Consider the following 22,087-nt stretch of genomic DNA (forward strand, 5'->3'; position numbering starts at 1 on the left):
GATCGCTGCCAAGCGGTGCGCCATGTTTTTAGCGGGCCTCAAGCGCCAGCGGTCGCATCCGCGACCTTGGCTATCCTCGCATAAGCTCGGGCGCGCGTTCGCGCTTGCGGACCTTGTGGGTCCGGACTGTCCTTTCCCCTATCGTCATGCTGAAACAAGTTCAGCATGACGAAGAGAGGCGGGCGGCTTCCCTACAAACTTCACTCCTTATCGAAGTCAATCGATGCGGAATTGATGCAGTAGCGCAGCCCCGTCGGCCCAGGCCCGTCAGGAAAGACATGGCCCAGATGCCCCTCGCACTTGGCGCAGCGGACTTCGGTACGGATCATGCCGTGGCTGGCGTCGCGATGCTCGGTCACCATCGCCTCGTCGGCCGGCGCGGTGAAGCTGGGCCAGCCGCAGCCCGAGTCATATTTGCTGTCGCTGGCGAACAGCTGCGTTCCGCAACCGGCGCAGTGATAGCTGCCATCCTCATGATTGTTCCAATATTTGCCGGTGAAGGCGCGCTCGGTGCCCGCCTGGCGCAGCACATGATATTGTTCCGGGGTCAGCCGGGCGCGCCATTCGGCATCGGTGAGATCTAGCTTGTCCATGGCCCGAAATGTGGTGGCGGGCCGCGTCAAGGTCAAGGCGGAGCGGGTCCGCCGCGTAACCTGCCGCCTGCGCCTTTTCAGAAGCTGTGACGCGCATCACTGCGACGCCCCGTTAACCATATTATCCGGGCCTCCGACGTTGCATGGCGTTCGAGTGGTTGCGTCGGCTTATGGGGGCGCAGGGGAATCGCCCCCAATCTTGTGCGTGGCGTCGGCCCGGCGTTTCTGGAGGAGCGCCGGGCCGTTGCGCATCAGGCCCCTGCCGTTTCGCGCGCGTCCTGCCGCCAGCGATCGAGCTGGTCCCTGACCATCAGCTTCTGTTTCTTGAGCCGGGTGATTTCGAGATCGTCCGGCCGCGGCCGCCTGCTTTCCGCGGCGATCAGCGCTTCGAGCCGGGAATGCTCGCGTTCGAGATAGGTGAAGAAACGGTTCGACATGCCGGCCCCCGCTGTCACTGATCGAGCGATTTGAACGCCGACAGCACGTCGTCGACGGGGACGGCGCGGCCGGCGGCCCTGGGTTTGCGGAGATGGGGCTTGTTCCTGACCGCGGCGGCGTCGGAGGCCCATGACGCCAGGATGGCGCGCTTGACCTCGGGCTCGAGCGTCGGATGTTTGGCGATGTCGAACGGATGTCGGAAATGGGAGAGGGACATGGCTGCTTGCCTCCTTTCTTCCAGTCACTCCTTTCCATGGGCGGATTCGCCCGACGCTGATTTTGGGATAGCGTCGCGCGGCGTCAAGACCCTCAAGCCATTGGTCCGATACGACAAAAATTCTCGCACAGGTTTTTTTTGGGGTCTTGAAGCCATCGCGGCCGAAACTATCTCGTCCAGCGCCGGGCGCCGCAAAGGGCCCGGCGGGAACGAGAGAGCGCCGGCTCTTTCCGGCGTTTCTCATGCTCAGATTGCTCAGAAGAGGATTTGGATATGAGGACCAATTTTGACTTTTCCCCCTATCGCCGTTCGACGGTCGGCTTCGACCGCTTGTTCGACATGCTCGAAACCGGCGTCCGCACCGATCTCGGCGATGGCTTTCCGCCTTATGATCTCGAAAAGGTGAGCGAGGACAGCTATCGCATCACCCTGGCGGTCGCGGGCTTCCGCCCCGACGAGATCGAGATCACCGCGCAGCAGAACCAGCTGCTCGTCAGCGGCTGCAAGGCGGACGAGGCGGGGTCCGATCAGGGCCGCTATCTCCATCGCGGCATCGCCAACCGGGCGTTCGAACGGCGCTTCCAGCTGGCGGACTTCATCGAGGTGCAGTCGGCACGGTTCGACAATGGCCTGCTGACGATCGCGCTGAAACGCGAAATCCCCGAGGCGATGAAGCCGCGCCGGATCGAGATCGGCGCACCCGCCAACGATCGGAGCGGCGGCCTACTGCCCAAGCTCAAGGGCAAGGCCAAGGCGGCCTGATCCGCACGAGGCCGGCGGTCGCGGAACCGCCGGCCTTTTCGATCATCCGATCGTGATCGCCATCGTGAAGCTGCGGCTCACCCCGGGCGCGATCGTCACCATGCCTTGCTTCTCGTCGAGTGAGCCTTCGAAGCCGGCCGGGTCGGAAAAACCCTGCCAAGGCTCGATACACAGATAGCCAGCGCCCGGCTTCATCCACAGGCCCAGATACGGCATCCCCTCGAAATCGACCGCTACACGCGCACCGCCGGGACCCTGATAGGTCAGCGCGCGGCTCTCCAGGCGATCGAATATCAGTGCGTCCTCGGCGAACAGCGTGTCGTCGAGGCGGAGAATATCGCCTTCTACCGGAGTCGGGCGTGGCGCAGGGTCGAGCAGCCCGTCACCGCCCAGGCGGCGGATCGGCGCGGGCTCGGCCTTGGCGAAGCGGATGCTGTGCCCCGCCTTGCCGGGCGTACCCGGCAGCGGCCAGCGCAGCGCGGGGTGGAAGCCGAAGCTCGTGGGCATCGGCCCGTCGCTGTGATTGGCGATCCGCCCGGTCATCGTCAGCGTTGCGCCGCGCACCGTGAAGATCATGTCGAGGGTGAAGTCGAATGGCCAGGCGGCGCGGGTCTCGTCGTCCGATTCCAGGCGAAGGATCACGCCGTCACCGCCCTGCTCGACCAGCGTAAAGGTTCGGCGGCGGGCGAAGCCGTGGCGCGGCAGGTGATAGTCGCGCCCCTGCCAGCGGAATTGGTCGTCGCGCAGCGTCCCGACGATCGGGAAGAGCACCGGTGCGCGCCCCGCCCAGAAGGCGGGATCGCCGTCCCACAGCCAGTCGCGGCCGGCGCCATCTGTCAGCCGCCGGAGCTCGGCGCCATCGGGCGAGATCTCGGCGGTCAGGCGGTCCGATGCGATGCGGAACGCCATCGGCTATTATCCTTCGGTGCTCTCGGCGGCGTCCTTCAGATAGGGCTCGACCGGCCCGCTCAGCTTGATCGTCAGCGGATTGCCCTTGCGATCGCGGGTGTTGCCCACCGAGACGCGGATCCAGCCCTCGCTGATGCAATATTCCTCGACATTGGTCTTTTCGACACCCTTGAACTTGATGCCGATGCCGCGCTCGAGCAGCTCGCCGTTGAAATGCGGGCTGGCCGGGTTGATCGAGAGACGGTCAGGGAGAGTATCGGTCATAATGGCTTCCGGATGCTGGGACTGGCCGCCTCTTAGCCAGCTTTGCGGCGAACCGCTACGCTCTCGTCGACGATCACGCCGTCATCCACGGCGGCTTGAGGAAGGCGGCGGCGAGGAAGTCGATCAGCACCTTCACTCGCGCGGGCCGCATCGCGGTCGGCGGGGTGACGACATAGAGCGCGCGGTTGGCGTTGGCGGTCCAGTCGGGTAGCACCTCCTCCAGCCGCCCGTCGGCGAGGCAGCGCCAGGCGAGGAAATCGGGCAGCGGCGAAATGCCGGTTCCGGCGATCAGCGCGTCGAGGAGCACATCGGCATTGTTGCTGCGTATCGGGCCTTTGACCTCGACCGCGACCTCACCCTGTTCGGCATGGCGGAAATACCAGCGTCCCGCAGTGCGGGTGTGGGTGTAGAGAAAGGCGGGATAGCGGGCGAGGTCCTGCGGATGCTCGGGCCGGCCCAGCCGGTCGAACAGCGCCGGCGCGCCGACCAGCGGCAGCCGCACTGGGAACAGCCGGCGCGCCTTCAGCGCCGAATCCTCGAGTTCCCCGATCCGCAGAGCGATGTCGAAGCCCTGCTCGATCAGGTCGATCCGCTCGTCGGACAGATGAACCTCGACCGATACGTCCGGATAGGCCTGGTGGAAAAGTGGCAGGATCGGCCCGAGATGGGCGATGCCGAACGACATCGGCGCGGCCAGCCGGACCAGGCCGCGCGGTGCGGCGCCGCGTTCGGAGATCGCGTCTTCGATCGCCTCGCCATCGGCGAGCAGCTGGGCGGCGCGCTCGCGGGCGACCTGGCCACTGTCGGTGAGCGACAATTTGCGCGAGCTGCGGTGGAAGAGCGGCGCGGCGAGGCGCTGTTCGAGCCGCGACACCGCCTTCGAGATGGTGGCCTTGGACAGCGCCAGCTCGTCGGCGGCAGCGGAAAAGCTGCCCAGCTCGGCGACCTTCGCGAAGATCGCCCAAGCTTCGAAATCGGGAAGATGCGCCATCGGAATGCCGCCATTTTTGGAAACGATAGGTTTCGATCATCTCCATTTATTTGCCGGCGTGCAAGCCTAGATTGCTCCCAACGGCCGCTGCGGCGGCAAGCAAGGAGCAACTGAGATGATCGAAGTCCGTCCCTTTTCCACGCTCGGCGGCGCCAACCATGGCTGGCTCAACGCCAAACATCATTTCTCCTTCGCCGATTATCGCGATCCGGCCCGGGTCCATTGGGGCGCGCTGCGTGTCTGGAACGACGACGCGATCGCCCCGCACACCGGCTTTGCGCCGCATCCGCACAACGACATGGAGATCATCACCTATGTCCGCAGCGGCGCGATCACCCATCGTGACAGCCTGGGCAATGAAGGCCGCACCGAGGCGGGCGACGTCCAGGTGATGTCGGCGGGCACCGGCATCGTCCATTCGGAGAAGAATGAGGAGGATATCGAAACCACCCTCTTCCAGATCTGGATCATCCCCGACAAGCAGGGCGAAAAGCCCAGCTGGGGTGCCCGGCCCTTCCCCAAGGGCGACCGCGCCGGCCGTTTCGTCACCCTGGCGAGCGGGATCAAGGGCGATGGCGATGCGCTGCCGATCCGGGCCAATGCCCGGGTGCTGGGCGCGACGCTGAACGCCGGAGAGAGTGTCGATCAGCCGATCGGCCGCGACCGCAAGGCCTATCTGGTGCCGACGCGCGGCCGCATCGAGGTCAATGGCGTCGCGGTCAACCCGCGTGACGGGGTCGCGATCTCGGATCTCGACACGATCCGGATCACCGCGAACGACGAGGCCGAAATCGTCCTGGTCGACGTGGCGTAAGTCAACTTTTCCGCCCCGGGCCAAGGCTCGGGGCGGTCCTTTCCGTCAATGCCTATCGGAGTAACCACCATGTCCAAGATCCTCGTCCTCTATTATTCGACCTACGGCCATATCGAGACGATGGCCGACGCCATTGCCGAAGGCGCGCGCAGCGCCGGGGCGCAGGTCGACGTCAAGCGCGTGCCCGAGACGGTGCCGCTGGAGATCGCCCAGAAGAATCACTTCAAGCTCGATCAGAAGGCCCCGGTCGCGACCGTCGCCGAACTGGCCGACTATGACGCCATCATCGTCGGCACCGGCACCCGTTTCGGCCGGATGTCGAGCCAGATGGCGGCCTTCCTCGACGGCGCGGGCGGGCTGTGGGCGAGCGGCGCGCTCAACGGCAAGGTCGGCGCGGCCTTCACCGCGTCGGCGACCCAGCATGGCGGGCAGGAGACCACGCTCTTCTCGATCATCACCAACCTGCTCCATTTCGGCATGACGATCGTCGGCCTGCCCTACAGCTTCCAGGGCCAGATGGGCGTCGACGAGGTCAAGGGCGGCGCGCCTTATGGCGCGACCACGATCGCCGACGGCGACGGTTCGCGCCAGCCCAGTGCGACCGAGATCGAAGGTGCGAAATTCCAGGGCCGCCATGTGGCCGAGATCACAGCGAAGCTGTTCGGTTGAGCCGATAAGCAGGATGACATTGGAGGAAGTCATGACGATGCCCGCGCAGAGCCGCTCCGCAACCCAAGCCGCGACGCCGACCCTTTCGGCGCTCGAGTGGAAGGTCGTGAGCCTGGCGATGCGCGAGGCGGAATCGGGCTCCATCGAGCGCCGCGGCTGGCTGAGCCGGTGGATCGAGGGCAGCACGGGCATCCGCCCGAAACTGCCGCTGGCCGATCCCCGGCTGGAAACGCTGCGCCGCTTCGTCGGACGGGTGCGCGCCCGTGCCGACGTCTCCGATCTCAAGAACCGGCTGGTCGAGTTCGGTTTCGATCCCGGCCAGATCTCGGCGGTGGCGCTGATCGCCCGCTGATCGTCCTTTCCGCCGCGGACGCTACCCCCCTAGTCCGTGGCAAGCGCCGCCCGTTCCCCTTCGCGGGGAGCGGGCGGTTTGCTATCGGGAGCCTTTCGATCATGAAGGACGCATGATGACCGCTACCACGCTCCACACCGCCGCGATCCCGCCCGTGCGCCGCGCGCTGGTCAATCTGCGGGGGTGCCTGGCCAAGACGGCCGATCATTTCGCGGCGCAAGGAACGGCTGAAGCGGACTGGCTGGACGGCAGGCTCGCCCCCGATATGTTCGCGCTGACCCGCCAGATCCAGACCGCCAGCGATGCCGCCAAGAATCTCGCGGCGCGGCTGTCGGGCGGCGAGGCGCCGTCGATGCCTGACACCGAGAGTGGAGCCGCCGAACTTCTGGATCGGCTCGATCGGACGATCGCCTATCTCGACAGCGTTCCCCCGTCGGCGATCGACGGGCGCGAGGATGTCGAGATCGTTCTGAAGCTGCCGACGATCACCTTGCGCTTCACCGGAGCGAGCTATGTGCGCGATTTCGGCCTGCCCAATTTCTTCTTCCATGCCGTCACCGCCTACGGAATCATGCGGCATCTGGGCGCGCCGATCGGCAAGCTCGATTATCTCGGCCCGATGGACCTGACGCGCCCGGGCTGAAGCGCGAAAAGGGGGAAGATGATGCGGCGGTTCGGAATGATATGGGCGCTGGCGCTCGGGCTGGGCGCGCCGGCGGCGGCCGAGGTCAAGGCCGCCGCGACCGAAGGCTTCCACGTCGCCACGACGCTGGTGATCGCTGCCCCGCCCGAAAAGGTCTGGGCGGCGCTGCTGACGCCGGGCCGCTGGTGGAACCCGGAGCATAGCTGGTCGAAGGACAGCGCCAATATCCGGCTCGAACCCGTGGTCGGCGGCTGCTTCTGCGAGACGCTGCCGGCGAGCAAGGGTGAGGTCGAGCATATGCGCGTCATATTCGTCCAGCCTGGGCAGGTGCTGCGCCTGCGCGGCGCGCTCGGCCCCTTTCAGACGATGGGCGTCTCGGGCGCACTCGAATGGACGATGAAGCCGGTGCCGGGCGGCACCCAGATCAACCAGAGCTATGCGGTCGGCGGCTATATCCCCGGCGGCGGGGCGGCGATGGCGCCGGTCGTCGACGAGGTGATGGGCGGTCAATTGAACCGGCTCAAGGCGTTCGTGGAGAAGAAGTAGGGATTCCCTCTCTCCGTCATGCTGAACTTGGTTCAGCATTCACCGGGAGGCGGGAGAATGCCTTGAGGCTCCTGCGGCCAACGCCCGAACCATCGTCTGGCTCGTCCCGAGCGGCCCAGTGGATGCTGAAACAAGTTCAGCATGACGGCCTATTCATGGTTTTGGAAAAACCCGCCGCCCCTTCACCACCGCTTCGTCGAGCACTTGAAGGAAGCGTGAACGGTCCGCCTTGCTGAACGGGGCGGGGCCGCCGATCCCCTCGCCTACCGCGCCCGCTCGCAGATCGGCCATGATCGCCCGGGTTGCGACAGCCACGCCGATCGAGTTGGCGGTGAAGGGCTTGCCGGTGGGGGAGATCACCGCCGCTCCCGCCTTGATGCAGCGGTCGGCGAGCAGGATGTCCGCGGTGATCACGATAGCCCCCGGCCCGCTCGTCTCGGCGATCCAGTCGTCGGCGGCGTCGAAGCCGCTGCCGACGACCACCTTGCCGATCAGCGAATGCTCTGGGATGCGCAGATGCTGGTTGCTCACCAGCGTCACCGGCACTTCGTGCCGCCAGGCGACCTTGTAGATCTCATCCTTCACCGGGCAGGCGTCGGCATCGACGAGGATGCGCAGGCCGGATGTCGCGCCAGACGACATTGGATCAGACGTCGAGATTGGCAACGCTCAGCGCATTCTCCTGGATGAACTCGCGGCGCGGCTCAACGACATCGCCCATCAGGCGGGTGAAGATCTCGTCGGCCACGTCTGCCTGTGCGACCTCGACCTGGAGCATCGCGCGGTTGGCCGGGTCGAGCGTGGTTTCCCATAGCTGCTCGGCGTTCATCTCGCCCAGACCCTTGTAGCGCTGCACCGACATGCCCTTGCGGCCCGCCGTCAGGATCGCCTCGAGCAGTTGGGAAGGCTGGTGGATCGCAGTGCCGCGCGTATCGGCAACGGGTTCGTCCTCATCCTGATCGGACGGGGTGGCCGCCGCTGCGCTGCGCAGCGTGACGAGCCGGGCGCTCTGCTGATAGCTTTCGGCCTGCTCGGCGGCGAGGGCGTGGAGCTTGCGCGCTTCGGCGGAGCGGATGAAGGCCGGATCGATCAGGTGGACGTCGGTCACCCCGCGCCACAGCCGGCGCAGGTCATAGCCGCCATCCTCGGACAGATCGCCCGACCACACAGCCTCGGGATCGATCCGGCCCATCCAGGCGGCAACCGCCTTGGCCGAGGCGCGATGGCCTTCGTCGCCGGCCTGGGGGTCGAGCGCGCCGGTCAGCGCCAGCGCCTCGACGAGCGCGGCATCGTATCGCTTGGGCACGAAGCGCATCAGTGAGCGCATCCGGCGGGCATGGTCGACCAGCTGGCGCAGATCGTCGCCCGAGCGCGAACCGCCCGGCCCTTCGAGCATCATCAGGCCGAGGCCCGCGGTGACGAGATATTCGTCGAGCGCGGCGTCGTCCTTCAGATAGACCTCGGAGCGGCCCTTCGACACCTTATAGAGCGGCGGCTGGGCAATATAGAGATGGCCGTTCTCGATGATCGGCTTCATGTGCCGGTAGAAGAAGGTGAGCAGCAGCGTGCGGATATGCGCGCCGTCGACGTCGGCGTCGGTCATGATCACGATCTTGTGATAGCGCAGCTTTTCCAGGTTGAAATCGTCGCGGCCGATGCCGGTGCCCATCGCCTGGATCAGCGTGCCGACTTCCTTCGACGAGAGCATCCGGTCGAAACGCGCGCGCTCGACGTTCAGGATCTTGCCCTTGAGCGGCAGGATCGCCTGATAGACGCGGTCGCGCCCCTGCTTGGCGGAGCCGCCGGCCGAGTCGCCCTCGACCAGATAGAGTTCGCACTTGCTGGGGTCGCGCTCCTGGCAGTCAGCCAGCTTGCCGGGCAGCGAGGCGATGTCCATCACCCCCTTGCGCCGGGTCAGCTCGCGCGCCTTCTTGGCGGCCTCGCGCGCGGCGGCGGCGTCGATCACCTTCTGGATGATCGCGCGGCCATGCGCGGGATTCTCCTCCAGCCATTCGGCCAGCTTGTCGGCCATCAGGCTTTCGAGCGGCTGGCGCACCTCGGACGAGACCAGCTTGTCCTTGGTCTGTGAGGAGAATTTGGGATCGGGCAGCTTGACCGAGACGATCGCGGTGAGCCCCTCGCGCATGTCGTCGCCGGTCAGCGTGACCTTCTCCTTCTTCAACATGCCCGACTTGTCGGCATAATTGTTGAGGGTGCGGGTCAGCGCCGCGCGGAACGCGGCGAGATGGGTGCCGCCGTCACGCTGCGGGATATTGTTGGTGAAGCAGAGGACCTGCTCATAATAGCTGTCGTTCCATTCGAGCGCGACGTCGATGCCGACATCGTCGCGCTGCCCGTTGATCGCCACCGGCTCGGGCATCAGCGGCACCTTGGTGCGGTCGAGATATTTGACGAAGGCGGCGATCCCGCCCTCATAGAACAGCTCGACCTCCTTGCGCTCGGCATGGCGCTCGTCGGCCAGGAACAGGCGGACCCCCGAATTGAGGAAGGCAAGCTCGCGATAGCGGTGCTCGAGCTTCTCGAAGTCGAACTCGGTGATCTTGAAGGTCTCGGGCGATGGCAGGAAGGTGACCTTGGTACCCTTCTTTCCGTTGGCGGGACCGACCACCTTCAGCGGGGCGACCGCGTCGCCGCGCGCGAACTGCATGTAATGTTCTTCGCCGTCGCGCCAGATGGTGAGGTCTAGCGTGTCCGACAACGCGTTGACCACCGACACGCCGACGCCGTGCAGGCCGCCCGACACCTTGTAGGCATTGGCGTCGTTGGTGTTGTCGAACTTCCCGCCCGCATGAAGCTGGGTCATGATCACCTCGGCGGCGGAGACGCCTTCCTCGGCATGGATGCCGGTCGGAATGCCGCGGCCATTATCCTCGACCGAAACCGATCCGTCGGGGTTCAGCGTGATGATGATCCGGTCGCAATGCCCGGCCAGCGCCTCGTCGATCGCATTGTCCGACACCTCGAACACCATATGGTGGAGGCCCGATCCGTCGTCGGTATCGCCGATATACATGCCGGGGCGTTTGCGCACCGCGTCGAGGCCTTTCAGGACCTTGATCGAATCGGCGCCATAGCTGTTTGTGTTGGGGGAATTCTCGGTTTCGTTCGTCATGCCCAGCCTATAGCGGCGGCTGTCATAAAACCCAAGAAAAAGCGCTCGCGAAGATCGTCGCACGGGCGGCGGGCCGGGGCGGCTGCGGGGCGGGCGCGAACACCCGCAGGGTCAGGACGCGCCGAGTTGGCGAGTGCGGCCGATCACCATATTCCTGAGCGTGGCGCGACGGACCTTCTGGGTGCCGGTGTCGTTGCGCGGAAAATGGGTGAAATAGGAAAATCTGACGTCATAGCCGGCAAAGCGCTCCGCGGCGGCGGCCAGTGTCGCCCGGCTGGCATGCGCTGCCGCCTGCACCGCGACGAGGATCTCCTCGCGGCCGGATTCGCCGAGATGGGCGAACAGGCACACATCTTCGGCGTCGAGCATCCGCTGCAGGCTCTGCTCGATCGGCGCGACTGCGACCTTGTTGCCGCGCAGGTTGATCACGTCGGATACGCGGCCGAGAATGCGGATCCGGCCATCGGCGCGGCGGACGGCCATGTCGCCCGGATAGAAGCAGCCCGCCCGAAACACCGTTGCGCTGGCCGCGTCATTGTCGAGATAGGCCGATGCGTCGAGCTCGGTGATGCCGAAGCGCAGAAAGCCTTCCTCCCCGGCGGCGCAGGGCGCGCCATCCTCGCGCACCACCTCGGCCAGGCCGTTGTCGGCGGCGGCGAGCCAGGCGAGATCGTCCTTCCCGGTGAAGGTGGCGCGCAGCGGGGTGCGGGTCAGCTCGGTCGCGCTGTACAATATTTCGAGCCGGGGGGTGATGTCGCGGACGATCCCCTCGGCCAGCGCGAGCGGCAGGAAGCCCGAGCTGGCGAAGAGCTGCAGATCGGTGCGCGCCGCGCCGCCGCGCGGGAGTGCGGGCGAGGCCAGCAGCCGGCGGTACATGCCGGGCAGCAGCGAGGCGCCGTTGACGCCATGATCAAAGACATGGTCGATGAAGTCGGGGCGCTGATCGAATATGACCGCGCCGCCGACATGCCATAGCGCCGAAGGCTGCTTATAGCCCGCGCCGGTCCACAGCCCGAAATTGACCCCGTTGAACACGCTGTCGCGGGTGATGCCGAGTTCCGCGGCGCGGCATTCGTTGCGAACCGCTTCGAAGGCGGGATCGACGAACACCTTCTTGTAGCTGCCCGTCGTGCCCGAGGTGCACAGGATATGGCCGCCCATCCGGCGGGCCGGATCGGGCGCACGATCGGCCGGCATCGCCGCTGGCCGGTGGACGTCGCCGGGCAGGACGATGACCCGGATTCCGGGAGGCAGCGCCGCGTTTGCCGCTATCCTGTCCTCGCCCTGCACGGTGACGATGCAGGACAGGTCGCGAATATCGAGCGCCGCGATCTGGCCGACGTCGCGGATCGCGATGCTGTGCAGCCCGGCGGCGCGCACGGCGAGCGCGGCGAGCCATGCCTGGAACATGTTGCCAATGGCTATCGCGGCAACGGTGCCGCGTGGTGGCTCCGCGTTGGCGACTGCCGCAATCGCCGCGCTAATTGCGACACGAAAGGCGCCGTAGCTGGTCTTCACCCCATTGTGGACGAGCGCGATGCGTTCCGCGTCTCGCGCCGCCCATAGGTCGATCCGGTCGATAAGCACCACAACACCCGCTTTAAAATATGCACGTTGGCGCCCCGCTGTAAGGACTGCGCCCCGCGCGGGATAGTCGTCCGCGCTTCGGAATTGTGCGGAGTTGCAACAGGAGCGTGCGATCTTCGCCCTATGTCAGCGAGGCTCGATCCGCCCGGCTTCGACCGCCAGCCATGTCGCCTCCGCGATGCCGTTGAACAGCGCGCGTTCGGTGCCGGTCAGCCAGATCTGGCCGCCGCTCTGCGCGAGCCGGTCGAACAAGGCGGCGCGGCGGACCGGATCGAGATGGGCGGCGACCTCGTCCATCAGCAGCACCGGGCGCTGGCCGCGCCGTTCGGCAACCAGATCGGCATGGGCGAGGACGAGGCCGAGCAGCAGCGCCTTCTGTTCGCCGGTCGAAGCCCGCGCCGCGGGCTGGCCCTTGGCGGCGTGGGTGACGGCGAGGTCCTGGCGGTGCGGGCCCGCCAGGGTGCGGCCGGCGGCGGCGTCGCGGGCGCGGCCCTGGCGCAGTTCGTCGATCAGCGGGGTTCCGCCGGGCAGCCAGCCTTCGATCGCCAGCGATGCGCGGGCGAAGGGGGCGTCGGGTTCGGCGGCGATGCGATCGGCCAGCGCGGCGACGGTCCGCGCGCGCGCGGCCGCCACTGCCTTGCCATGCTCGGCAAGCTGGGCCTCGAGCGCGTCGAGCCATGCGATGTCGGGCCGCCCCTCCTGCGCCAGCAGCTTGTTGCGCGCGCGCATCGCCGCGTCATAGCGGCTGGCATGATGGGCATGGCCGGGCTCGGTTGCGAAGACGAGCCGGTCGAGGAAGCGCCGCCGCGCCTCCGCGCCCTCGGTGAACAGCCGGTCCATCGCCGGGGTCAGCCAGAGCAGCGCGATCCATTCGCCGAGCGAGGTGGCGGACGCCGACGCGCCGTTGATCCGCACCTGCCGCCGGTCGGGCGCGCCCGCGCTTGTCCCGGTGCCGATCCGCACGTCCCCGGCCAGCTCGGCGGCGACCGCGAAGCCGCCGTCTCCGTCCTGCCGCGCCATCTCGCTAAGCGCCGCGCCGCGCAAGCCCCGGCCGGGCCCCAGCATCGATATCGCCTCGAGGATATTGGTCTTGCCCGCGCCATTCTCGCCGGTCAGCACCACGAAGCCCGGCCCCGCCGCGATCGTCGCGGACGGGTAGGATCGGAAATCGGTCAGCATCAGGCGCGCGACGGTCATCGCGCCCTTGTTGGCGGTTTTGACGCCAAAGGGGAAGCGCGAGGCTTCCTCTTGGGCGGGATGACGGATGGGAATTGAGGGGCTAAGCAACGTTCGAACCGGATGAAGGACCGCATATGCGCCGCACCATGGGAATGATCATCGGCGCGGCGCTGTTGCTCGTCGCCGGTACCGCCGCGCAGGCGGGGCTGCGCGCGGTCTATATCGACGTGCGCCAGTCGAAGCAGCTGCAGATCGACGTCCATGACAATGGCGACGCGCGGATCGCCGAGGTCGGCAGCGAGGATTATGGCCTGCTGATCGGCGGCGAGTTCTTCATCGTCGACATCGAGGGCGGCAAGCCGACCGTCGCACGGCTGAAGGATGTCGCCACCGCGATCGACCAGGTGCTGCCGCCGATCTTCAAGGGCCTTTTCGACAAGGCGCAGATGCCGCCCAGCAGGCTGCGCATCGAAAAGGGCGAGTTAGGCGAAGCCGGGGGGCGCACCGGCCATGTCTACCATGTCCGCGGTTTCGACAGCACTGATCCGAACAAGGCGACCGATTATCTGATCTGCACCGACGCCGATCTGAAGCCGGTCGGCAAGGTCCTCGAACAGTTCATGCACGCAGCGCTGGTGCCCGCCGCGCCGCTGATGGGCGATATGGCCCCCGCGCTGATCGCCGAGACCAACAGCGTCTTCGCACTCGGTACGCCGATCGACGTCGGCGGCCGCTTCCGTCTCAACCTCGCGGGCAAGGCCGCCTTTCCCGGCGCCTATTTCCGCCTGCCCGCGCAGCCGCAGAGCGTTGCGCAGCTCGTCGCGGCGATGAAGCTGTTGATGGAGAAGAAGAGCGACGCGCCCGGGAAGTAGGCGTGAGAGAACCCTCACACTACCGCGTCATCCTGAACTTGTTTCAGGATCCACCGGGAGGCGGGAGGCGGCATAGAGGTTCCTGCCGCGAACGTTCGAACCATGGCCCGGTTCGCCCCAAGGCTCCTGGTGGATGCTGAAAGAAGTTCAGCATGACGGTCTGGGAAAAGCCCCTTCCCCGAAGGGAGAGGGGCTTCCAAATCAATGTGCGATGCCTGCTGCGGCGAGGATCGCGAGGGTCAGGATTTCGGCGGCGTTCGACGACATCGTCGCGATCTGGACCGGCTTTTCCATGCCGACCAGCATCGGGCCGATCATCGATCCCTTGCCGAGTTCGCGCAGCAGCTTGGCCGAGATATTGGCCGACTGCAGGCCGGGCATCACCAGCACATTGGCCGGTCCCGACAGGCGGTTGAACGGGTAGAGCTTCTGGATTTGCGGGTTGAGCGCCGCGTCGGGGGCCATTTCGCCCTCATATTCGAAGCTCGCGCCGCGCTCGTCGAGCAGCGCCACCGCGCCGCGGACGAGGTCGAGATAATTGCCCGGGGGGTTGCCGAAGGTCGAATAGCTCAGGAAGGCGACGCGCGGCTCATGGCCCATGCGGCGCGCCACCGACGCGGTCTGTTCGGCGATGTCGGCCAGCTCCTCGGCGGTCGGCCGTTCGGTGACGGTCGTGTCGGCGATGAAGGTGGTGTGGCTCTGCCCGACGAACAGGTGGATGCCGCACGGCTTGCGTCCCTCGACCGGGTCGAGCACGCGGCGGACCTGGCGGAAGGTCTGGCTGTAGGTGCGGGTGGTGCCCGTCACCATAGCGTCGGCCTCGCCCAGCGCCAGCAGCAGCGCGCCGAAGATGTTGCGGTCCTGGTTGACCAGCGCCTGCACCTCGCGGCGCAACGCGCCACGGCGCTTGAGCCGGTCGTAGAGATAGTCGACCATCTTCTCGATCAGCGGCGACGAGCGGCTGTTGTGCACCTCGTAGCTGTCGACATCGTCGACGCCCAGCGCACGCAGCTTGTCGGGGACGTCATCACGGCCGACCAGCACCGGCGTGCCATAGCCGAGATTCTTGAACTGGATTGCGGCGCGCAGCACCACATCCTCCTCGGCCTCGGCGAAGACGACGCGCTTGGGATGCGCGCGCGCGGTTTCGGAGGCGAGGGTGAGGACCGAGGTGGTCGGGTTGAGGCGCGCTTTCAGGCTGTCCTTATAGGCGCCCATGTCGAGGATCGGCTTGCGCGCGACCCCGGTATCCATCGCCGCCTGCGCGACGGCGGCGGGGATCACCTCCATCAGGCGCGGATCGAACGGCGCGGGGATGATATAGTCGCGGCCGAAGCGCGGCGCGGTGCCGCCATAGGCCGCTGCCACTTCCTCGGGCACCTGCTCGCGGGCGAGTTCGGCCAGCGCGCGGGCGGCGGCGATCTTCATCTCCTGGTTGATGCCGGTCGCGCGCACGTCGAGCGCGCCGCGGAAGATGAAGGGGAAGCCCAGCACGTTGTTGACCTGGTTCGGGAAGTCCGACCGGCCGGTGGCGATGATCACGTCGTCGCGCGCCGCCTTGGCGTCGGGCGGCAGGATCTCCGGATCGGGATTCGCCATCGCGAAGACGATCGGATGATCGGCCATCGACTTGACCATCTCAGGCGTCAGCGCGCCCTTGACCGACAGGCCCAGGAACACGTCCGCGCCCGCGACCGCCTCGGCCAGCGTACGCCGGTCGGTCTTGGTGGCATGCGCCGACTTCCACTGGTTCATGCCCTCGGTGCGGCCCTGATAGACCACGCCCTTGGAGTCGCACAGCAGCACCTTGTCGGGCGACACGCCGACCGCCTTGATCAGCTCGGTGCAGGCGATCGCCGCCGCGCCCGCGCCGTTGACGACGACGTTCATGTCCTTCAGGTCGCGCTTGGTGAGATAGGCGGCGTTGATCAGGCCGGCCGCCGCGATCATCGCGGTGCCATGCTGGTCGTCATGCATCACCGGAATGTTCATGCGCTCCTTGAGCGCCTGCTCGATGATGAAGCATTCCGGAGCCTTGATGTCCTCCAGGTTGATGCCGCCGAAGCTCGGTTCGAGCAGCGCCACCGCGTTGATGAAGGCTTCGGGGTCCTCGGTGTCGAGCTCGAGGTCGATCGAATCGACGTCGGCGAAGCGCTTGAACAGCACCGCCTTGCCCTCCATCACCGGCTTCGACGCGAGCGCGCCGAGATTGCCGAGGCCGAGGATCGCGGTGCCGTTCGAGATGACGGCGACGAGATTGCCCTTCGCAGTATAGTCATAGGCGGTGGACGGATCGGCGGCGATCGCCTTCACCGGGACCGCGACGCCGGGGGAATAGGCGAGGCTCAGGTCGCGCTGGGTCGCCATCGGCTTGGTGGCGACGATCTCGATCTTGCCCGGCCGTCCGGTCGAGTGGAAGAAGAGCGCCTCGCGGTCCGAAAACTGAACGCGCGTGTCTTTGCTGTCATCTTTGCTCATGGTCCGGCCCCCTCGGCGCCTGTAATTGATTGCCCGGCACGCTTGTGGGGTATCGCCGGGGAGTCGACAAGCCGCTATCAACCCGGAAATGGCCCAAAGCGCAAAAAACGATACGGCACCATCGATGTCCGCTCCCACCCCGATGATGGCGCAATATCTGTCGCTGAAAGCGGCGGCGGACGATTGCCTGCTCTTCTATCGGATGGGCGATTTCTTCGAACTGTTCTTCGACGACGCGAAGATCGCCTCGGCCTGCCTCGACATCGCGCTGACCGCACGGGGCGAACATGATGGGCAGCCGATTCCGATGTGCGGCGTCCCGGCCCATTCGGCGGAGGGCTATCTCGCCCGGCTGATCAAGGCGGGGCACCGCGTCGCGATCGCCGAACAGACCGAGAGCCCGGCCGAGGCGAAGAAGCGCGGCGGCTCCAAGGCGCTGGTCGGGCGCGCGATCGTCCGCGTGGTGACCGCGGGCACGCTGACCGAGGAAGCCCTGCTCGATGCGCGCGCCGCCAACTGGCTGGTCGCGGTGGCGGCGAGCGGGCAGGGGCAGGACCGGCGGCTCGGCATCGCCGCCGCCGACATCTCGACCGGCCGGTTCGAGATCGCGGCGCTGATCCCCTCGGCGCTCGACGCCGAACTGGCGCGGCTCGACGCCGCCGAGATCGTCATCCCCGAGGATTTCGACGAGGTTCCCGAAGGTGCGGTGGTGTGGCCGCGTGAGAATTTCGACTCGTTGCGCGGCGAGGAGCGGCTCAAGCGGCTGCTCGGGGTGGCGACGCTCGACGGCTTCGGAGCCTTCACCCGTGCCGAACTGGCGGCGGCAGGGGCGCTGATCGCCTATCTCGACCGTGCCGGACAGGGCAGTCTGCCCTTCCTCCAGCCGCCGCGCCGCCGCGTCGTCGCCGATCATATGATGATCGACGCGGCGACCCGCGAAAGCCTGGAGATCACTCTCAGCCAGGCGGGCCACCGCAAGGGCAGCCTGCTCGATTCGATCGACCGCACCGTGACCGGCGCGGGCGCGCGCCTGCTCGGCGCCGATCTCTCCGCGCCGCTCACCGATATCGGCATGATCGAGGAACGGCTCGACCTCGTCGCGCTGTTTGAGCGTGACGGGGCATTGCGCGACCGGATGCGCTCTGCCCTGCGCGCGCTGCCCGACATCGGCCGCGCGCTCGGCCGCCTCGTCGCCGGGCGCGGATCACCCCGCGATCTCGGCCAGCTCCGCGACGGCCTCGAACAGGCGCAGGGTCTTCACGGGCTGCTCCAGCGGACCGATCCGATGCCCGGCCTGCTCGGCCAGCTCCTTCCCGCCTTTCTCGGCCATGAGGATCTGGTCGATCTGCTCCGCCGAGCGCTGGTGGCGACCCCGCCGATCGACGCGGCGCAGGGCGGCTATATCGCCGAGGGCTATGACGCCGATCTCGACGTGCTGCGCGGTCAGGGCGGCGAGGGACGCAAGGCGATCGCCGCGCTGGAAGCGCGCTACCGCACCGAAACCGGCATCGCCTCGCTGCGCATCAAGCATAACGGCGTGCTCGGCTATCATATCGAGGTGCAGGCTAAACATGCCGACCCTTTGATGGCCGCCGATTCGGGTTTCACCCATCGCCAGACCCTTGCCGGGGTGGTGCGCTTCAACGCCACCGACCTGCACGAACAGGCGATGCGCGTCGGCCAGTCGGGGGCGCATGCGCTTGCCGCCGAGGCCGCACATCTCGAGGAGCTGACCGCGAAGGTGCTCGCCCGCACCGCCCCGATCGCCGCGACCGCCGACGCGCTCGCCCGGCTCGATGTCGCGGCGGGCCTCGCCGAACGCGCCGCCGAGGGCGGCTGGACCCGGCCCGTCTTCGAACCGCATAATTGCTTCGACATACGCGGCGGGCGGCATCCGGTGGTCGAGGCGGCGGTGGCGGCGCAGGGATCGCGCTTCGTCGCCAATGATTGCTGCCTCAGCGAACAGGGGCGGCTGTGGCTCGTCACCGGCCCCAACATGGGCGGTAAATCGACCTTCCTGCGCCAGAACGCCGCGATCGCGATCCTCGCCCAGGCGGGCAGCCCGGTGCCCGCGACATCGGCGCGGCTCGGCATCGTCGACCGGCTGTTCAGTCGGGTCGGCGCGTCGGACAATCTGGCGCGCGGGCGATCGACCTTCATGGTCGAGATGGTCGAGACCGCCGCGATCCTGGCGCAGGCGACCGAGCGCAGCTTCGTCATCCTCGACGAGGTCGGGCGCGGCACCTCCACCTATGACGGCCTCGCCATCGCCTGGGCGGTGGTCGAGGCGGTGCACGACATCAATAAGAGCCGCTGCCTGTTCGCGACCCATTATCACGAGCTGACCCGTCTCGCCGAGCGGCTCGACGCGCTGTCGCTCCACCATGTCCGCGCGCGTGAGTGGAAGGGCGAGCTGGTGCTGCTCCACGAGGTCGCCGACGGCCCCGCCGACCGCAGCTACGGTATCGCGGTCGCCAAGCTCGCGGGCCTGTCGCCCCCGGTGCTCGCCCGCGCCCGCGATGTGCTCAAGAAGCTCGAGGCGGGCCGCGCCGCGACCGGAGGGCTTGCCGCCGGGCTCGACGACCTCCCCCTCTTCGCCGCCGCCGCGCAGATCGAAGAGGCCGCGCCCGACCCGTTGCGCGCCGAGATCGAGACGATCGACGTCGACGCGCTGTCCCCTCGCGACGCGCTTGATATCGTCTATCGCCTCAAGGCGCTGGCGCGGGAGAGCGAGGCATGACGGGATCGCTCCTGCGTTTCGTCATCCCCGGGTCGAGCCCAGGGTGACATGGGCGAGCGAAGGTCTGGCAGTCGCCTTTACAGCGCCAGGCCGAGGCCGCCGATCACCTGATGCCGGGCATAGCCCGCTTCATAGTTGCTGTAGCGATATTCGAGCTTGGTATAGGCTGCCTTGCCAAGCTTGATCTCGGCGCCTGCGCCCAGCCGGTAGCCGTCGCCATTGGTCGAGACCTTCGACGAGCCTATCGTCGAGGTGAAGCTGTCGGTGATCCGCGCGTTGCTATAGCCGCCGAGCGCATAGAGCTTGAGTCCCTTGCTGACGTTGACGCCAACACGCACGACCGCACCGAGATCGCGGCCGGCCTTCTCGCAGAAACGTCCGAAAGCCACGCTGCCGAAGCATTCTTTGGTCGTCGACAGGTCGGCGCTGCCCTCGAAGCCGATGAAAGCCACCGATCCCAGCGGGATATCGACGCCGACCGCGAGGCCGTAGGTGATGCCCTCGTCACCACCGCCGCCGACGGTCACGCGGTCCCAGCCGCCATGAGCCTCGACGCGATAGGTCACTTCATCGGACGCCAGCACCGGTGTCGCCCAGGCTGCCATCACCAGCGCCGCACCAACCAAATATTTCATATGTTTCCCCCGGATTTTCCGGAGGGTCGTTACGGCACCCGGCAAATGGCGGGCAAATGCAGACGCATCCACCGTGGAGGCAATTTCTATCGTTCGTCCACCCGCGCCGTAGGTTCATCGAAAGCGCGTTGCCGCCGGGGCCTGTCCGGCCAAAGCCTCCCCCCGACGTTCAGCTGGAGGACCGATATGAGCAAGCAGATGTCCGGGGCGACCCGTCTGGCCGCGGGGGCGGCATTGGTCACGCTGGTGATCGGCGGGGCCTATGCGGCAAGCACCGCGCCCCATGTCGCCCCGATTCCTCCTGTCCCGCCCGCGCCTGTCGTCGCGCCGACGCCACCCGCCCCGCCCGCAGCGCCGCTGCCGCCGCGCGATGTCCTCATTTCCGAAGGCCGGTTGAGCGCCGCCGATCGCGCCGAGATCCGCGCCGCCGTCGCCGAGGCGCGCGAGGCCGCCCGCGACGCCGCGCGTGAGGCGATCGAGGCGCAGCGCGAGGCGATGGCCGAGGCCGCCGAAGCCCGGCAGGAGGCGTTCGCTGCCGCCGCCGAAGCGCGCAACGCCGCCTTTGCCGAGCGGGCGGCGGCGTTTCGCGCTGTCCCCGCCGAGGTGCGCGCCGCGCTGGTCGAGGCCCGTGCCTCGGTCGCCGAAGCGCGCGGCATGGCCGAAGAGGATCGCCGCGCCGCGCTGTCGGGCATCGACCGGGCGATCTCCCGGCTCGATCGCCCGGGGCCGGTGCTGCAATAACACTATCCGACACTATCATCGTCATGCTGAACTTGTTTCAGCATCCACTCGGATGGCTTGGCGTGAACCGGCAGGCTCTTGCGAAAGCGCTTCATCCTGTCTCGGCCCCGCTCGCGTGGCCTGGTGGATGCTGAAACAAGTTCAGCATGACGGTCAATTTTCAATAAGTGCGCGCAGCTCCGCAAAGGCCTGGCCCAGCCGGACATGGCCGATCGCCCCGCCGATCGAGATGCGCAACGCCGGTGCGGCGGCGGCGGGGTCGACCGCGAAGGCGCTCCCCGGCACGATCGACAGTCCGGTCGGGCGCAGCCGCGCGGCAAGCGCGGCGGGGTCCGCGCCCGGCGGCAGGCGCAGCCAGATATGATAGCCTTCGGGGTGGGCTTCATGGTCGATCCCGCTCAGATAGGGCGCGGCGATCCGCTGGCGCGCCATCCCCTCGGCGCGGACCTTGGCGACCAGCTCGCCGAACAGCCCGTCGCGCAGCCACAATGTCACCAGCGCGGCGTTGAGCGGCGGGGCCATGATCGCGGTCTCGTGAATATCCCCCGCCAGCCGCCCGGCCGCCGCCGCCGATGGCGCGCGGACATGCGCGACCCGCAATATGGGTGAGATGATCTTCGACGCGCTGGCGATATGCCAGCTGCATTCGGGGGCGAGCGCCGCGAGCGGCGGCAGCGGCTTGGCGGGGAGCTGGCCATAGGCGTCGTCTTCGATCAGGATCAGCCCGTGGCGGCGGATGATCGCCGCCAGCCACAGCCGCCGTTCGATGTCGAGCGTCGCACTGGTCGGATTGTCGTTGGTCGGGACCAGATAGACCGCCTTCGCGCCGTCGAGCGCCGCCGCCTGAATCGCATCGGGATCGAGCCCGTCGCCGTCGCCGCGCACCGTGCGGATGCGCAGGCCGAAGCGCCGCGCGAGCGCGAGCAGGCCGGGATAGGTCGATTCGCCGGTACAGATGACGTCGCCCGGCGCGAACATCGTGCCGATGATCGCGTGGAGCGCATTCTGTCCGCCAGCGGTGACGATCACCTCCTCATCGCGCGCAGCAACCCCGCGCCGGGCGAAGGCCGCCGCCGCCTCCTGCCGGTCGCGCAGGGCCCCGCCGCTCGGCTGATATTGCAGCAGCGGCGACTGGCCGCCCGCGCGCAACAGCCTGGCCATGCCGGTGCGGATCGCCTCGGGCAGCAGCGCCGATCCGGGCTGCGGCGGCATGATCATGCCGTTGTCGCCGGTCAGATCGGCGAGCGGCAGCCCCGCGCTGTTGCGGACATAGCTGCCCAGCCGCCCCGCGCCCTCGATCAGCCCGGCGTCGCGCGCCATGCCATAGGCGCGGGTGACCGTAGTAAGGTCGACCCCGAGCTGATCGGCCAGCGCACGCTGCGGCGGCAGCCGCTCGCCGGGCCGCAGCGCGCCGGTGCGCACCGCCTGTTCGATCGCGTCGGCGATGGCGAGATATTTGGGGCCCGGGCCGTCGGGCAGCCGCTCCAGCCAGCTTTGCATGGATAGAAGTCCGGATTATGTATG

At 67.4% G+C, this 22,087-nt stretch carries 22 protein-coding genes; 9 read left to right on the top strand and 13 right to left on the bottom strand.

Going from position 1 to position 22,087, the window contains the following annotated elements; all coding sequences use genetic code 11:
• Positions 1-200 precede the first annotated feature (200 nt).
• The 3 genes from msrB to ASE00_RS18690 all read right to left on the bottom strand — a co-directional run bounded on the left by msrB (position 201) and on the right by ASE00_RS18690 (position 1,248).
• Positions 201-593: a peptide-methionine (R)-S-oxide reductase MsrB gene (gene msrB / locus ASE00_RS18680; protein ID WP_056383137.1), complete on the bottom strand. Its 393-nt coding sequence runs from the start codon at positions 591-593 to the stop codon at positions 201-203.
• A gap of 251 nt (positions 594-844) precedes the next feature.
• Positions 845-1,030 carry a YdcH family protein gene (locus ASE00_RS18685; protein ID WP_056383140.1) on the bottom strand — a complete coding sequence of 62 codons (186 nt, stop codon included), beginning with the start codon at positions 1,028-1,030 and terminating at the stop codon, positions 845-847.
• A 14-nt stretch (positions 1,031-1,044) separates the two neighbouring features.
• On the bottom strand, positions 1,045-1,248 hold the full coding sequence (locus ASE00_RS18690; RefSeq protein ID WP_056383142.1) for a hypothetical protein: 204 nt from the start codon (positions 1,246-1,248) through the stop codon (positions 1,045-1,047).
• 273 nt (positions 1,249-1,521) lie between these two features.
• Here ASE00_RS18690 and ASE00_RS18695 point away from each other — a divergent pair, with 273 nt between their 5' ends.
• Positions 1,522-2,010: an Hsp20 family protein gene (locus tag ASE00_RS18695; protein WP_056383144.1), complete on the top strand. Its 489-nt coding sequence runs from the start codon at positions 1,522-1,524 to the stop codon at positions 2,008-2,010.
• Positions 2,011-2,052: 42 nt separating this feature from the next.
• On the opposite strand, the gene ASE00_RS18700 is transcribed toward ASE00_RS18695, so the two are convergent.
• From ASE00_RS18700 to ASE00_RS18710, 3 genes are all read right to left on the bottom strand, one after another.
• On the bottom strand, positions 2,053-2,919 hold the full coding sequence (locus ASE00_RS18700; RefSeq protein ID WP_056383146.1) for an aldose 1-epimerase family protein: 867 nt from the start codon (positions 2,917-2,919) through the stop codon (positions 2,053-2,055).
• Between the two features lie 6 nt (positions 2,920-2,925).
• On the bottom strand, positions 2,926-3,183 hold the full coding sequence (locus ASE00_RS18705; protein WP_056383148.1) for a DUF3297 family protein: 258 nt from the start codon (positions 3,181-3,183) through the stop codon (positions 2,926-2,928).
• Between the two features lie 73 nt (positions 3,184-3,256).
• Entirely contained in the window at positions 3,257-4,174 is a 918-nt protein-coding gene (locus ASE00_RS18710) for a LysR family transcriptional regulator (RefSeq protein ID WP_056383150.1), read from the bottom strand.
• Positions 4,175-4,289: 115 nt separating this feature from the next.
• On the opposite strand from ASE00_RS18710, the gene ASE00_RS18715 reads away from it, so the two are divergent.
• From ASE00_RS18715 to ASE00_RS18735, 5 genes are all read left to right on the top strand, one after another.
• Positions 4,290-4,988 carry a pirin family protein gene (locus ASE00_RS18715; protein WP_056383152.1) on the top strand — a complete coding sequence of 233 codons (699 nt, stop codon included), beginning with the start codon at positions 4,290-4,292 and terminating at the stop codon, positions 4,986-4,988.
• A gap of 69 nt (positions 4,989-5,057) precedes the next feature.
• Entirely contained in the window at positions 5,058-5,657 is a 600-nt protein-coding gene (wrbA, locus tag ASE00_RS18720) for an NAD(P)H:quinone oxidoreductase (RefSeq protein ID WP_056383154.1), read from the top strand.
• A 31-nt stretch (positions 5,658-5,688) separates the two neighbouring features.
• Positions 5,689-6,009 carry a hypothetical protein gene (locus ASE00_RS18725; protein WP_056383156.1) on the top strand — a complete coding sequence of 107 codons (321 nt, stop codon included), beginning with the start codon at positions 5,689-5,691 and terminating at the stop codon, positions 6,007-6,009.
• 115 nt (positions 6,010-6,124) lie between these two features.
• Complete coding sequence (locus ASE00_RS18730) at positions 6,125-6,652, top strand: DUF1993 family protein (RefSeq protein ID WP_056383386.1); 528 nt, start codon at positions 6,125-6,127, stop codon at positions 6,650-6,652.
• A gap of 21 nt (positions 6,653-6,673) precedes the next feature.
• Positions 6,674-7,198, top strand: a complete 525-nt coding sequence (locus ASE00_RS18735; protein ID WP_235538739.1) for an SRPBCC family protein — start codon at positions 6,674-6,676, stop codon at positions 7,196-7,198.
• A 153-nt stretch (positions 7,199-7,351) separates the two neighbouring features.
• Here the strand turns inward: ASE00_RS18735 and ASE00_RS18740 are convergent, their stop codons facing one another.
• The 4 genes from ASE00_RS18740 to recF all read right to left on the bottom strand — a co-directional run bounded on the left by ASE00_RS18740 (position 7,352) and on the right by recF (position 13,115).
• On the bottom strand, positions 7,352-7,840 hold the full coding sequence (locus ASE00_RS18740) for a YaiI/YqxD family protein (protein ID WP_235538740.1): 489 nt from the start codon (positions 7,838-7,840) through the stop codon (positions 7,352-7,354).
• Between the two features lie 4 nt (positions 7,841-7,844).
• On the bottom strand, positions 7,845-10,331 hold the full coding sequence (gyrB, locus tag ASE00_RS18745) for a DNA topoisomerase (ATP-hydrolyzing) subunit B (RefSeq protein WP_056383160.1): 2,487 nt from the start codon (positions 10,329-10,331) through the stop codon (positions 7,845-7,847).
• 111 nt (positions 10,332-10,442) lie between these two features.
• Positions 10,443-11,921, bottom strand: a complete 1,479-nt coding sequence (locus ASE00_RS18750) for a class I adenylate-forming enzyme family protein (RefSeq protein ID WP_056383162.1) — start codon at positions 11,919-11,921, stop codon at positions 10,443-10,445.
• Positions 11,922-12,044: 123 nt separating this feature from the next.
• The gene (recF, locus tag ASE00_RS18755) at positions 12,045-13,115 is read right to left on the bottom strand and encodes a DNA replication/repair protein RecF (protein ID WP_056383388.1); all 1,071 of its coding nucleotides are present in this window, start codon (positions 13,113-13,115) and stop codon (positions 12,045-12,047) included.
• A gap of 116 nt (positions 13,116-13,231) precedes the next feature.
• Between recF and ASE00_RS18760 the strand changes: the two genes are divergently transcribed.
• Positions 13,232-13,969 (top strand): hypothetical protein, encoded by a 738-nt coding sequence (locus tag ASE00_RS18760; protein ID WP_056383164.1) that lies wholly within the window; start codon positions 13,232-13,234, stop codon positions 13,967-13,969.
• A 201-nt stretch (positions 13,970-14,170) separates the two neighbouring features.
• Here ASE00_RS18760 and ASE00_RS18765 read toward each other — a convergent pair whose 3' ends face one another.
• On the bottom strand, positions 14,171-16,447 hold the full coding sequence (locus tag ASE00_RS18765; RefSeq protein ID WP_056383167.1) for an NADP-dependent malic enzyme: 2,277 nt from the start codon (positions 16,445-16,447) through the stop codon (positions 14,171-14,173).
• Positions 16,448-16,589: 142 nt separating this feature from the next.
• On the opposite strand from ASE00_RS18765, the gene mutS reads away from it, so the two are divergent.
• Positions 16,590-19,187 (top strand): DNA mismatch repair protein MutS, encoded by a 2,598-nt coding sequence (mutS, locus tag ASE00_RS18770; RefSeq protein ID WP_056383169.1) that lies wholly within the window; start codon positions 16,590-16,592, stop codon positions 19,185-19,187.
• A gap of 77 nt (positions 19,188-19,264) precedes the next feature.
• Here the strand turns inward: mutS and ASE00_RS18775 are convergent, their stop codons facing one another.
• Positions 19,265-19,822 (bottom strand): outer membrane protein, encoded by a 558-nt coding sequence (locus ASE00_RS18775; protein ID WP_056383171.1) that lies wholly within the window; start codon positions 19,820-19,822, stop codon positions 19,265-19,267.
• A gap of 186 nt (positions 19,823-20,008) precedes the next feature.
• Here ASE00_RS18775 and ASE00_RS18780 point away from each other — a divergent pair, with 186 nt between their 5' ends.
• Complete coding sequence (locus tag ASE00_RS18780; protein ID WP_056383173.1) at positions 20,009-20,563, top strand: hypothetical protein; 555 nt, start codon at positions 20,009-20,011, stop codon at positions 20,561-20,563.
• Between the two features lie 153 nt (positions 20,564-20,716).
• On the opposite strand, the gene ASE00_RS18785 is transcribed toward ASE00_RS18780, so the two are convergent.
• Positions 20,717-22,063, bottom strand: a complete 1,347-nt coding sequence (locus tag ASE00_RS18785) for a PLP-dependent aminotransferase family protein (RefSeq protein WP_056383174.1) — start codon at positions 22,061-22,063, stop codon at positions 20,717-20,719.
• Between the last annotated feature and the right edge of the window lie 24 nt (positions 22,064-22,087).

This window comes from Sphingomonas sp. Root710 (assembly GCF_001429065.1).
GTDB lineage: Bacteria > Pseudomonadota > Alphaproteobacteria > Sphingomonadales > Sphingomonadaceae > Rhizorhabdus.

Excerpts from the sequence above, each read along its gene's own strand:
- msrB (WP_056383137.1), bottom strand. The coding sequence starts at position 593 with ATGGACAAGCTAGATCTCACCGATGCCGAATGGCGCGCCCGGCTGACC.
- ASE00_RS18685 (WP_056383140.1), bottom strand. The coding sequence starts at position 1,030 with ATGTCGAACCGTTTCTTCACCTATCTCGAACGCGAGCATTCCCGGCTC.
- ASE00_RS18690 (WP_056383142.1), bottom strand. The coding sequence starts at position 1,248 with ATGTCCCTCTCCCATTTCCGACATCCGTTCGACATCGCCAAACATCCG.
- ASE00_RS18695 (WP_056383144.1), top strand. The coding sequence starts at position 1,522 with ATGAGGACCAATTTTGACTTTTCCCCCTATCGCCGTTCGACGGTCGGC.
- ASE00_RS18700 (WP_056383146.1), bottom strand. The coding sequence starts at position 2,919 with ATGGCGTTCCGCATCGCATCGGACCGCCTGACCGCCGAGATCTCGCCC.
- ASE00_RS18705 (WP_056383148.1), bottom strand. The coding sequence starts at position 3,183 with ATGACCGATACTCTCCCTGACCGTCTCTCGATCAACCCGGCCAGCCCG.
- ASE00_RS18710 (WP_056383150.1), bottom strand. The coding sequence starts at position 4,174 with ATGGCGCATCTTCCCGATTTCGAAGCTTGGGCGATCTTCGCGAAGGTC.
- ASE00_RS18715 (WP_056383152.1), top strand. The coding sequence starts at position 4,290 with ATGATCGAAGTCCGTCCCTTTTCCACGCTCGGCGGCGCCAACCATGGC.
- wrbA (WP_056383154.1), top strand. The coding sequence starts at position 5,058 with ATGTCCAAGATCCTCGTCCTCTATTATTCGACCTACGGCCATATCGAG.
- ASE00_RS18725 (WP_056383156.1), top strand. The coding sequence starts at position 5,689 with ATGACGATGCCCGCGCAGAGCCGCTCCGCAACCCAAGCCGCGACGCCG.
- ASE00_RS18730 (WP_056383386.1), top strand. The coding sequence starts at position 6,125 with ATGACCGCTACCACGCTCCACACCGCCGCGATCCCGCCCGTGCGCCGC.
- ASE00_RS18735 (WP_235538739.1), top strand. The coding sequence starts at position 6,674 with ATGCGGCGGTTCGGAATGATATGGGCGCTGGCGCTCGGGCTGGGCGCG.
- ASE00_RS18740 (WP_235538740.1), bottom strand. The coding sequence starts at position 7,840 with ATGTCGTCTGGCGCGACATCCGGCCTGCGCATCCTCGTCGATGCCGAC.
- gyrB (WP_056383160.1), bottom strand. The coding sequence starts at position 10,331 with ATGACGAACGAAACCGAGAATTCCCCCAACACAAACAGCTATGGCGCC.
- recF (WP_056383388.1), bottom strand. The coding sequence starts at position 13,115 with ATGACCGTCGCGCGCCTGATGCTGACCGATTTCCGATCCTACCCGTCC.
- ASE00_RS18760 (WP_056383164.1), top strand. The coding sequence starts at position 13,232 with ATGCGCCGCACCATGGGAATGATCATCGGCGCGGCGCTGTTGCTCGTC.
- ASE00_RS18765 (WP_056383167.1), bottom strand. The coding sequence starts at position 16,447 with ATGAGCAAAGATGACAGCAAAGACACGCGCGTTCAGTTTTCGGACCGC.
- mutS (WP_056383169.1), top strand. The coding sequence starts at position 16,590 with ATGATGGCGCAATATCTGTCGCTGAAAGCGGCGGCGGACGATTGCCTG.
- ASE00_RS18775 (WP_056383171.1), bottom strand. The coding sequence starts at position 19,822 with ATGAAATATTTGGTTGGTGCGGCGCTGGTGATGGCAGCCTGGGCGACA.
- ASE00_RS18780 (WP_056383173.1), top strand. The coding sequence starts at position 20,009 with ATGAGCAAGCAGATGTCCGGGGCGACCCGTCTGGCCGCGGGGGCGGCA.
- ASE00_RS18785 (WP_056383174.1), bottom strand. The coding sequence starts at position 22,063 with ATGCAAAGCTGGCTGGAGCGGCTGCCCGACGGCCCGGGCCCCAAATAT.